Genomic DNA, 10,529 nt, shown 5'->3' with positions numbered 1-10,529 from the left:
CCAGCGAAGGAAGAGGTGACCGTGGTAGTGAGCGCTCCCAACTCCGCGGCGCGCAAGCGCTCCCGGCCGTCTAGTTCCGCGGCCCGGGATTCGCGAGTGCCGGCATCGGACGGCGTGTCGGAGACCGCGCAGGCGCCGGTCACGGCGAACGCAGCAGGCAACGGCCGCGCGGCCAAGGCCCGCGAGGAGCTGGCCGCCGTGCCGGCCCAGGATCCGTCAGCCGGCGGCCTAGCGGGCGCTGGCGGCCTGGACGGCGACGCCGACCTCGATGGGGACGACCTCGACGGGGCGGTCGACCTCGAGGACTTCGACGACCTCGACGACGAGGCGCTCGTCGTGGAGGTCGATCTGGAGATCGTCGAGGTCGAGGTACCGGACGCAGAACTGGCGGAAGCCGATCTGCCCGAGGACGCCGAAGCGGACCTGCCCGAGGACGCGGACCCGGCCGCGACGGCCACCGCCGGCAAGGCCGCGGGCCAGGCCGAGGGCAAGGCCGCCGGAGACGACGCGGAGGACGAGGACCTGGTCTTCCGCGACGACGACGACGACCTGCCCGCCGCCCAGGTGGCGGTCGCGGGCGCGACGGCGGACCCGGTCAAGGACTACCTCAAGCAGATCGGCAAGGTACCGCTGCTCAACGCCGAGCAGGAGGTCGAGCTGGCCAAACGGATCGAGGCCGGCCTGTTCGCCGAGGAGAAGCTCGCCGAGATCCAGGGGATGACCCCGGACCAGCGCATCGACCTCGAGTGGATCGCCGAGGACGGCCGCCGGGCCAAGAACCACCTGCTCGAGGCCAACCTGCGGCTGGTCGTGAGCCTGGCCAAGCGGTATACCGGCCGGGGGATGCTGTTCCTCGACCTGATCCAGGAGGGCAACCTCGGGCTGATCAGGGCGGTGGAGAAGTTCGACTACACCAAGGGCTACAAGTTCTCCACGTACGCCACCTGGTGGATCCGGCAGGCGATCACGCGCGCGATGGCCGACCAGGCGCGGACGATCCGCATCCCGGTGCACATGGTCGAGGTCATCAACAAGCTGGCCCGCGTGCAGCGCCAGATGCTCCAGGACCTGGGCCGCGAGCCCACCCCGGAGGAGCTCGCCAAGGAGCTCGACATGACCCCCGAGAAGGTCATCGAGGTCCAGAAGTACGGCCGCGAGCCCATCTCGCTGCACACGCCCCTCGGCGAGGACGGCGACTCGGAGTTCGGCGACCTGATCGAGGACTCCGAGGCGATCGTCCCGGCCGACGCGGTCTCCTTCACCCTGCTGCAGGAGCAGCTGCACGCCGTCCTCGACACGCTCTCCGAGCGTGAGGCGGGCGTCGTCAGCATGCGCTTCGGACTGACCGACGGTCAGCCGAAGACGCTCGACGAGATCGGCAAGGTGTACGGCGTGACCCGCGAGCGGATCCGCCAGATCGAGTCCAAGACCATGTCGAAGCTGCGGCACCCGTCGCGCTCGCAGGTCCTGCGCGACTACCTGGACTGACCGCAGGACGACGGCTGGAACCACGCGAGGGGCGCGGCATCGGGAGATGCCGCGCCCCTCGTCGTTCCCGCCCGTCGTTGCCACCGCGCCGCCGCGGGGTGACCCTGGAGGGCATGACCCCCCACATCGCACGGGGTCGCGCGACCGTCGTCGCCGCGACCGTCCTGTCCTGCCTCGCCGTGGCAGCGCCCGCCTCCGCCGAGCGGGCCAGCTTCCCCGACCCGGCCGACGCCCAGGCGTCCCTGACCGACATCCGCGAGGTCCGCGTCGCCCACGGACCGGCCCGGGTGACCGTCACCGTCGGCTTCACCGACCTGAGGGCCGAGTCCGAGGCCGGTCCCGCGGGCCTGACCGTCTTCCTGGACGCGAACCGCGCCCGCCGGGGACCCGAGCTCGCCGTCACGACCGGCCTGCAGGAAGGGACCGACTACCAGCTGATGCGGGTCCGCCGCTGGCGGCTGGTGGGCGAGCCGCTGACGTGCGCCCACTCGGTGCGCCTCCGGCCGGCCCGGGACTTCGCCCGGGTCCGGGTCGCGCGCACCTGCCTGCGCGATCCCGCCCGGGTGCGGGTCGCCGTCCGGATGGTCGACGAGTACGACGGGTCGCACCCGGTCACCGACTGGTACCGCGGCCCGCGGCGGTTCACCCCGTGGCTGCGCAGTGGCTGAGCCGCGGTGAGGAAATGACGACGGCCCCGGACCGGGGTCCGGGGCCGTCGAGAAGTCGTCGTCTGCCGGGTCAGCGCTCGTCGTCGGGAGCGATGGCCGGCGTACCGCCGAGCTTGTGGGTCTCGTCGACCACGTTGGCGGCGATCTCCTTGAGCTTGTCGCCGTGCTCGCGGGCGTGGTGGGCGCAGAACAGGAGCTCGCCACCGGACTGGAGCTCCACGCGCAGGTAGGCCTGGGCGCCGCACCGGTCGCAGCGGTCCGCTGCGGTCATCGGCGCGCTGGGGGCAACTGCAGTGGTCACATCGGCCTCTTCTCTGATCATCGGTGTCTTGCTCAACGTAGCGGTGGGTCACAAGATTCCCGGTGCCGCGTGGTGCCTGACACGTCAATCCCATCATGGACAGGGTTGCCTCGTCCGGTTCTTTCCATGCCCTGGACAAACGATGGCCGGAGCTGGAGGTCACCCTCGGGGGCGGTGGAGCGCTGTCTTCGACAGTGTGGCGCGGACGGGTGCCGTCCAGAGGTGATTTCCGCGAACCCGAGTCCGTTCGTATCCACATCGTGACGTCGCCCACCCGGTGGTGCGTCGAGCTGGTGGAGCGGTGCTGCTGGATGGTCCTGATGAAGTGGTGCCCACCGTAGACCTGTCGTACTCCCCGAGTGAGCAAGGCGTGCCTGCGCTGAGCATCGGCGTGTCGCAGGTAGATTCGGAGCAGTTCCACCGCTCGGATTTCCGCTGTTTCACGCCAGGAGCCCCGTCATCGCCGACAACACCTACAACGCCGCGCATCTCCTCGTCCTGGAGGGACTGGAGGCGGTGCGCAAGCGCCCCGGCATGTACATCGGCTCGACCGACACCCGCGGCCTGATGCACTGCCTGTGGGAGATCATCGACAACGGCGTGGACGAGGCGCTGGCCGGGGCGGCCAGTTCGGTGGAGGTCACCCTGCACCCCGACGGCTCGGCCGAGGTCCACGACGACGGGCGCGGCATCCCGACCGACAAGGAGCCCAAGACCGGTCTGCCGGGCGTCGAGGTGGTCGCCACCAAGCTGCACGCCGGCGGCAAGTTCGGCGGTGGGTCGTACGTCGCCACCGGCGGCCTGCACGGCGTCGGCCTCTCGGTCGTCAACGCGCTGTCCAGCCGGATGGACATCGATGTCGAGCGTGCTCCGTCGAGCCAGGGCCTCTCGTTCCGCCGCGGTACGCCGGGTGTCTTCGACGCCGACGGGCCGACGGCCGGGTTCGAGGCGAGGTCCGGCCTGACCCGCAAGGGCGGCCGGGTCGCCAAGGGTCGCAGCGGCACCCGGATCCGGTTCTGGCCGGACCGTCAGATCTTCACCAAGGACGCCACCTTCGAGTTCGAGGGGTTGCTCGGCCGGGCGCGGCAGACGTCGTTCATCGTCCCGGGCCTGGAGCTGGTGATCCGCGACCTGCGCGGCGACACCCCCGTGGAGGAGAAGTTCCGCCACGACGGCGGGATCGCGGAGTTCACCGAGTTCCTGGCCCGTGACGAACCGGTGACCGAGGTCCTGCGCATTCAGGGGACGGGCTCGTTCACCGAGACCGTCCCGATGCTCGACGAGCTCGGGCACATGACGCCGCAGGACGTGGACCGCGAGCTCGGCGTCGACATCGCCGTGCGCTGGGGGACCGGGTACGACACCGAGCTGCGCTCGTTCGTGAACGTGATCGCGACCCCGAAGGGCGGCACCCACGTGGCCGGCTTCGAGGCCGCGCTGGTCAAGCCGTTCAACGACGCGATGCGGGCGGCCAAGGCGCTGAGGGCGGCCGACGCCGACGTCGTGCGCGAGGACATCCTGGAGGGGCTCACCGGCGTCGTGACGGTCCGGCTCGCCGAGCCCCAGTTCGAGGGTCAGACCAAGGAGATCCTCGGCACCCCCGCGGTCCGCTCCGAGGTGCGCAAGATCGTCGCGAAGCACTTCAGCGAGTTCCTGACCAGCAGCAAGCGCGCCGAGAAGGCCCAGGCCAAGCTGCTGATGGAGAAGGTCGCCGGCGCGGCCAAGACCCGGATCGCGGCCCGCCAGCACAAGGAGACCCAGCGGCGCAAGAACGCCCTGGAGTCGTCGGCGCTGCCCTCCAAGCTGGCCGACTGCCGCAACAACGACAACGACCGCACCGAGCTCTTCATCGTCGAGGGTGACTCGGCGCTCGGTACGGCCAAGGTCGCGCGCAACTCGGAGTTCCAGGCGCTGCTGCCGATCCGCGGCAAGATCCTCAACGTCCAGAAGGCCTCGGTCGGGGACATGCTGAAGAACGCCGAGTGCGCCTCGATCATCCAGGTCGTCGGCGCCGGCTCGGGCCGCACCTTCGACCTCGAGGCCCGCCGCTACGGCCGGATCATCTTCATGGCCGACGCCGACTCCGACGGCGCGCACATCCGCTGCCTGCTGGCGACCCTGTTCTTCAAGTACATGCCCGAGCTGGTCGCCGAGGGCCGGGTCTACTCGGCGGTCCCGCCGCTGCACCGCATCGAGCTGGCCAACCCGAAGAAGGGCATGGACAAGTACGTCTACACCTACTCCGATGCCGAGCTGCAGCGGAAGCTGGCGGAGCTGAAGAAGAAGAACGTCCGCTGGAAGGACCCGGTCCAGCGCTACAAGGGCCTCGGGGAGATGGACGCCGACCAGCTGGCGGAGACCACGATGGACCCGCGGCACCGCACGCTGCGGCGGATCACCGTCGACGACGCCGAGAGCGCCACCAAGGTCTTCGAGCTGCTGATGGGCTCCGACGTCGCCCCCCGTAAGGAGTTCATCGTGCAGGGCGCCTACGAGGTGGACGTCGAGACGCTGGACGCCTGATCAGACCAGCTGGTCGAGCAGACCGCTGTCGACGTCGTACAGGAAGCCGCCGACCTCGACGGCGTCGGGCACCAGCGGGTGGCTGGTGACCTTGCGGACGTCCATCTCCAGGGCGCGCCGCTGGTCGTCGACCACGTGGAAGCGGTGCCAGGAGGCGTCCACGCCGGCGGACTCCGAGACCCGCTCGCGCAGCGTCTCCTCGGAGTTGCTGGCGACCGCGCAGCGGGTGTGGGGGACCACCAGGACGCGCTGCACGTTGAGCAGGTGGACGCCGAGGACGATCGCCTCGAGGGCGGCCTCGGTCACCCGGCCACCCGGGTTGCGGAAGATCTTGGCGTCGCCGGGCTGCAGCCCGAGCATGCCGAGAGGGTCGATCCGGGAGTCCATGCAGGTCACGATGGCGACACCCGCGCGGGCGACGCCGTCGAAGCCGCCGTACTTGAAGTCGGCGGCAAAGGTCCGGTTGGCAGCGAGAAGGTCGTCGAAGGCCACGTTCGGAACCTAGCGGAGGCTCATCCGGCGGTGCGCAGCAGGTCCCCTGCCGAGACGGCCCGGGTGGCCGCGCCGCGGAACAGCACGAGGGCCAGGACGGCGGCGAGGGCGGCCGACACGGCGGCGCCGAGGAAGACCGTCTGCTCCTGGGTGATCGCCGCGTCCAGCTGCTGGGTGCGGTAGGCCTTGCACACCTTGGTGGCCTCGGGGCCGCAGATCTCGGCGACGGTGCGCAGCTTGTCCTGGGCGGCGTAGTAGCGGCGCAGGCCGATGGCGGTGAGCGCGGAGATGCCGACCAGCATGCCGACCATCCGGGCGACGACCACGAGGGCGCTGGCCAGCCCGTGGACGTCGTCGTCGGTGCTCGCGAGGACCGCCGCGTTGACCGGTGCGAGCGCCAGCCCGAAGCCGAAGCCGCCGACCAGCAGCGCCACGTTGCAGGTCCAGCCCTCCAGCGCGTCGGAATCCCACTGGGACATCAGGGCGAAGCCGACGGCCGCGAGCGCCATGCCCACGGCGGTCACGACGCCGGCCGAGTGCCGGCGGGTGAGGTAGCCGCCGACGACGGCACCGACGGGCAGCGCGACGAGGAAGCGGACCAGGACCAGCGCCGCCATCAGCTGGCTGTCGCGGTACGACGTGGAGCGGGCGAAGAGGGGCACGGCGACGAGGGCGGCGATCAGCGCCGCGCCGACGAAGAAGCTGACCACGACCGCGCCCCACGCCGGCCGGGCGCGCAGCGCGCCGTGGGGCACCAGCGGGGTCGTGGTGCGGCGCAGGTGGAGGACGAGAGCCACGGTGGCGACGGCGGCGCCGAGGAGGTACCAGAGTCCCTGCTCGGAGAACGCCTGGACCTCGGGGTCGGCCGTCGCGAAGGCCAGGATGACGCCGCCCAGCGAGGCGGCCAGCAGGAGCGCGCCGAGCAGGTCGGCCTCCCGGGTGCTGCGCGCCCAGGAGCGCAGGTCGACCAGCGGCCGGGCCGCGGTCGCGCAGCGGATCACGAGCAGGACCGCGGCGGCGATCGTGGCGAGCCCCAGCGGAGTCAGCCAACGGCCGCTGCCGACCACCGGGGTGAGCAGCTCGCCCCAGGTGAGGTCGGCCATCAGCCGCGGCGGACTCCAGAAGACCGTCGCCCCGGCCCCCAGCAGCACGAGCAGGAGTACGACGCCGACCGGGTCCGGGATCCGGCGCGCCGGCCGGGCCGGGTCGGATCCGGCCAGCATGCGGATCGCGGCGGCGAGCAGCAGCCCGACCGCGAGGTTGATCGCGAAGATCGCGCGCCAGTCGGCGACCGCGAGGACGACGGCGCCGAAGAGCGGGCCGAGGACGCTGCCGATCTCCTGGACGGCCGAGACCAGGCCGAGCGGGACGCCGCGGCGCTCGCGCGGATAGAGGTCGGCGACCAGCGCGAGAGTCGCGGGCACCAGGCCTCCACCGCCGAGTCCCTGCAGGAACCGGCCGGCGACCATGCTCGGCATGTCGTAGGCCAGCGCAGTGACCAGCGACCCGAACGCGAAGACGACCAGCGCCGCGGTCAGCACCGGGAGCCGGCCGCGCAGGTCGGCGATCCGTCCGATCAGCGGCAGCATCGCGACGTACCCGAGCAGGAACCCGGAGATGATCGGGGCCGCGCGCTGCAGCTCGTCGATCGGGATGCCGGCACTGGCCATCAGGTCCGGCAGGGCCAGGACGACGACGTACGTGTCCGCGGCCGCGAACGCCACCGCGACGGCGGCGAGACCCAGCAGGGCCCGGGGTGAGCGGGCCTCACCGGGAGCGGCCGGCCGGGTGGTCACGGCGCGGTGATGTCCTGCTCGGTGCCGTAGTCGGAGAACGTCATCGTGTAGGTCATCTCGTCGTCGCCCTCGTAGAAGACCCCGGTGAGGACGGCCTCGCGGAGCTCGCCGTCGTCGCTGATGGTGTACGACGCGTCGAAGTCGCCCGAGGCCTCGGGGACGATGTTGGCGACCACGTCGCCGGGCACCGTGCCGGTGTAGGACGTGAGGATCTCCCGGTTGTCCTGCCCGCCGCGGACCTGGTCGCCCCGTTCGACGTCGGTGGTCTCGGACAGCAGCGTCGAGAACCCGGCGTCGGAGCCCATCAGCAGGTTCGGGTCGGGAGCGCCGTACTGGGCGGGGTCGATGATCGTCCACTGCGGCAGCAGCAGGCTGTTCTTGGCGTAGACCTTGCCGTCGACCGCGATCACCTCGGCGGTGGCCGGGATGCCGTTGACGCTGAGGTCGAAGCTGCCCTCGAAGGCGGGCGGGTGGACGCCGACACCGGTGGCCTTGCGGATGCCGGTGACGCTGGAGGACAGGTTGTCGGCCTCGAGGGTGATCTCGACGCCGCTGGTCTCGTCGAGCGTCGTCTTGGCGAGCTCGAGCACCTCGGTGGGGGTGCTGTCGTCGCCAGCGGCGGGCTCGTCGTCGGAGCAGGCGACGAGCGAGAGGGCCAGGAGGGCAGCGCCGGTCGCGGCGAGGGTGCGATTCACGGCGCTCAGCCTTCCACGACCGGGACCCGGGCCGCGACCGGACCCGCGCACGCCGCGATGGGCTGGCTCCCGGGAACGCCCGAGCCGTCGCGCCGGCCGGTGGCGTCCGGCAGGTCGACCGGCGCGCCGCTGGCGGCGGCCGCCCGGGCCGGGGCCGGCCCCGCCCAGGCGAAGACCAGGACGTCCTCGCCCTTGAGGAAGCGGTGGCAGCGCACGCCGCCCGTGGCCCGGCCCTTGCCGGGGTACTCGCTGAACGGCGCGACCTTGACCGCCCCCGCCTCGGTCCCCGGCAGGGCCGTCGACGCGCCGGAGGCCGTCACGACCACCGCGCCTCCCGGGGCGTCGGCGTCGAACGCGCCGAAGGAAACGACGTACTGCCCGAGCGCGAGGCGTACGCCGGCGATGCCGCCGCCCGAGCGGCCCTGGGGGCGGACCGCGTCGGCGCCGAAGTGCAGCAGCTGGGCGTCGGAGGTGATGAAGCACAGGGTCTCGGACCCGGTGGCGAGCTGGACCGCGCCGACCACCTCGTCGCCGTCGTCGAGCCGGATCACGTCCCACTCGTCGCGACCGAGGACCTCGGGGTTCACCCGCTTGACCACGCCGGCGCGGGTGCCGAGCGCCAGTCCCGGTCCGTCGGTGGCGAGCGTGCAGAGCGCCAGGGCGCGCTCGCCGTTGGCCAGCTGGAGCATCTCGGTGAGTGGGAGCCCGCCCTGCAGGTTGGGGTCGTTCGCGGACGCCGGGAGCGCCGGCAGGTCCAGGACTCCGAGCCGCAGCAGGCGGCCGCGGGACGTCAGCACGCCGATCTCGCCGCGGACCGTGGTCCGCACGACGGATGTCACGACGTCGTGGTTGGTGCGGCCCTCGCCGGTGCCGATCGGCTCGTCGGTGGAGGTCCGGGCCAGCAGCCCGGTGGAGGAGAGGAAGGCGAAGCACGGGTCGTCCGCGACCTCGAGGGGTACGGCGGAGGCCGTCACCGCGACGCCTGCCGACTCCAGCAGCACGGTGCGCCGCGGGGTGCCGTAGGTCTTCGCGACCTCGGCGAGCTCGTCGGAGACGACCTTCCAGCGCAGCTTCTCGTCGCCGAGGATCGCGTCGAGCTCCTCGATCTCGCGGCGCAGCTGCTCCTGCTCCTTCTCCAGCTCGATCCGGCTGAACCGGGTGAGCCGGCGCAGCTGCATCTCCAGGATGTAGTCGGCCTGGAGCTGGGAGAGGTCGAAGACGGACATCAGCCGCTCCCGGGCCGCGCCGGCGTCGTCGCTGGAGCGGATGACCTGGATGACCTCGTCGATGTCGAGCAGCGCGATCAGCAGGCCGTCGACGAGGTGGAGGCGCTCGGCCTTCTTGTTGCGGCGGAACTGCGAGCGGCGGCCGACGACCTCGAAGCGGTGGTCGAGGAACACCCGGAGCAGCTCCTTGAGTCCGAGCGTGCGGGGCTGGCCGTCGACGAGGGCGACGTTGTTGATGCCGAAGGAGTCCTCCAGCGGCGTCTGCCGGTACAGCTGCTCGAGCAGGGCCTCGGGGTGGAAGCCGTTCTTCACCTCGATGACCAGCCGCAGGCCGTTCTCGCGGTCGGTGAGGTCCTTGATGTCGGAGATGCCCTGCAGCTTCTTGCCCTGGACCAGCACCTTGATCCGCTCGATGACCTTCTCGGTGCCGACGCCGTACGGCATCTCGGTGACGACGATGCCCTTGCGGCGGCCGATCGCCTCGACCCGCGCCGTGGCCCGCATCTTGAAGCTGCCGCGGCCGGACAGATAGGCGTCGCGGATGCCGTCGAGGCCGACGATCTTGCCGCCGGTGGGCAGGTCGGGACCCGGGACGAACCGCATCAGGTCGTCGATGGTGGCCTGCGGGTGGGTGATCAGGTGGCGCAGCGCCTGCACCACCTCGACGAGGTTGTGCGGCGCCATGTTGGTCGCCATGCCGACCGCGATCCCGGTGGTGCCGTTGACGACCAGGTTGGGGATCGCCGCGGGGAGCACGGTCGGCTCGAACTCGCGGCTGTCGTAGTTGGGCTTGAAGTCGACGGTGTCCTCGTCGATGGAGGCGGTCATCGCCACCGCGGCGGGCGCCATCCGGGCCTCGGTGTAGCGCATCGCGGCGGGGGAGTCGTCGGGCGAGCCGAAGTTGCCGTGGCCGTCGATGAAGGGCAGCCGCATCGACCACGGCTGCGCCATCCGGACCATCGCGTCGTAGATCGCGCCGTCGCCGTGGGGGTGCAGCCGACCCATGACCTCGCCGACGACGCGGGCGCTCTTGACGTGACCGCGGTCGGGGAGGAGCCGCATGTCGTTCATCGTGTAGAGGATCCGCCGCTGCACCGGCTTCAGCCCGTCGCGGGCGTCCGGGAGCGCCCGCGAGTAGATGACGGAGTAGGCGTACTCGAGGAAGGAGGACTCCATCTCCTGCTTGATGTCGGTGTCGAGGATGTGCTCCTCGAAGTCATCCGGGAGATCGGGGGTCGTCGTACGCCGTGCCATGGGCGCCATTGTCCCTGCCGGCGCCGACACATCCGCAGGGGCACGCCGAGACCGCGACGGCGGGGCCGTCTCCGGGCGGCGGTCTA

Annotated in this window: 8 protein-coding genes; 3 read left to right on the top strand and 5 right to left on the bottom strand. The window is 71.5% G+C overall.

Annotation, left to right across the window (positions count from 1 at the left end):
• Positions 1-15: 15 nt before the first annotated feature.
• A complete protein-coding gene (locus VMF51_RS11075; RefSeq protein ID WP_414689459.1) occupies positions 16-1,488 on the top strand; it encodes an RNA polymerase sigma factor in 1,473 nt (490 codons plus the stop codon).
• A 113-nt stretch (positions 1,489-1,601) separates the two neighbouring features.
• Complete coding sequence (locus tag VMF51_RS11070; RefSeq protein WP_325474485.1) at positions 1,602-2,156, top strand: hypothetical protein; 555 nt, start codon at positions 1,602-1,604, stop codon at positions 2,154-2,156.
• Between the two features lie 70 nt (positions 2,157-2,226).
• Here VMF51_RS11070 and VMF51_RS11065 read toward each other — a convergent pair whose 3' ends face one another.
• The gene (locus VMF51_RS11065; RefSeq protein ID WP_325474484.1) at positions 2,227-2,478 is read right to left on the bottom strand and encodes a DUF7455 domain-containing protein; all 252 of its coding nucleotides are present in this window, start codon (positions 2,476-2,478) and stop codon (positions 2,227-2,229) included.
• A gap of 513 nt (positions 2,479-2,991) precedes the next feature.
• Here VMF51_RS11065 and VMF51_RS11060 point away from each other — a divergent pair.
• Positions 2,992-4,980 carry a DNA topoisomerase IV subunit B gene (locus tag VMF51_RS11060; protein WP_325474486.1) on the top strand — a complete coding sequence of 663 codons (1,989 nt, stop codon included), beginning with the start codon at positions 2,992-2,994 and terminating at the stop codon, positions 4,978-4,980.
• On the opposite strand, the gene VMF51_RS11055 is transcribed toward VMF51_RS11060, so the two are convergent.
• Genes VMF51_RS11055 through VMF51_RS11040 form a run of 4 tightly spaced genes read right to left on the bottom strand, consistent with a single transcriptional unit; the run spans position 4,981 to position 10,443 of the window.
• Positions 4,981-5,472, bottom strand: a complete 492-nt coding sequence (locus VMF51_RS11055; protein ID WP_325474483.1) for a carbonic anhydrase — start codon at positions 5,470-5,472, stop codon at positions 4,981-4,983.
• 20 nt (positions 5,473-5,492) lie between these two features.
• Positions 5,493-7,268, bottom strand: coding sequence for an MFS transporter (locus tag VMF51_RS11050; RefSeq protein WP_325474482.1), 1,776 nt, complete (start codon positions 7,266-7,268; stop codon positions 5,493-5,495).
• Positions 7,265-7,963, bottom strand: coding sequence for an LppX_LprAFG lipoprotein (locus VMF51_RS11045; protein ID WP_325474481.1), 699 nt, complete (start codon positions 7,961-7,963; stop codon positions 7,265-7,267). Before VMF51_RS11045 ends, VMF51_RS11050 begins: the two co-directional genes overlap by 4 nt.
• Before the next feature lie 5 nt (positions 7,964-7,968).
• Positions 7,969-10,443 (bottom strand): DNA topoisomerase IV subunit A, encoded by a 2,475-nt coding sequence (locus VMF51_RS11040; protein WP_325474480.1) that lies wholly within the window; start codon positions 10,441-10,443, stop codon positions 7,969-7,971.
• Positions 10,444-10,529: the final 86 nt, after the last annotated feature.

It is taken from the genome of Nocardioides sp., assembly GCF_035503875.1.
Taxonomy (GTDB): domain Bacteria; phylum Actinomycetota; class Actinomycetes; order Propionibacteriales; family Nocardioidaceae; genus Nocardioides.
The sequence above is the reverse complement of the archived record's forward strand: the minus strand, read 5'-3'. Positions and strand labels throughout refer to the sequence as shown.